Below are 392 nucleotides of genomic sequence, written 5' to 3'. Positions count from 1 at the left end.
TCCTTGGTGGAAGCTATGTCTGTTTCTGAGGATATCCGTCCAAGTTTGATTGCTTCAGGTGGCATTAAAACGCCGCTAGATATTGTCAAATCATTGGCACTCGGTGCAGACCTTGTTGGTATGTCCAATCATTTCCTACAGTATGTCAAGGATGGTAAGGGGCATCGTTTTGACGACGGTTTGCAGGCTATTAAAACCTTCCAATGGCAGATGGCTGAAATCATGACCATGCTGGGTGCTAAGAATATTGCGGAACTCCGTCAGAAAGATTTGGTCTTGGCTCCAAATGTACAAAACTGGTGCGAAGCACGTGGGATTGACTGGAAAGCCTATGCCCGTCGGTCAGCGAATGTGAGTTAAAGAGAGATAGATTGATGTCTTCAGTTCTCAAC

Annotated in this window: 1 protein-coding gene; it reads left to right on the top strand. The window is 45.7% G+C overall.

Translation table 11 applies throughout. The features are described from left to right. Positions 1-360: alpha-hydroxy-acid oxidizing protein (locus NQ050_RS11135; RefSeq protein ID WP_257039406.1), on the top strand; the 360-nt coding region annotated here is incomplete at its 5' end. Between the last annotated feature and the right edge of the window lie 32 nt (positions 361-392).

This window comes from Corynebacterium sp. 122RC1 (assembly GCF_024580955.1).
GTDB classification, from domain to species: Bacteria; Actinomycetota; Actinomycetes; order Mycobacteriales; family Mycobacteriaceae; genus Corynebacterium; species Corynebacterium kozikiae.
Note: the sequence above shows the minus strand (reverse complement) of the source record. Positions and strands in the feature narration are given on the sequence as shown.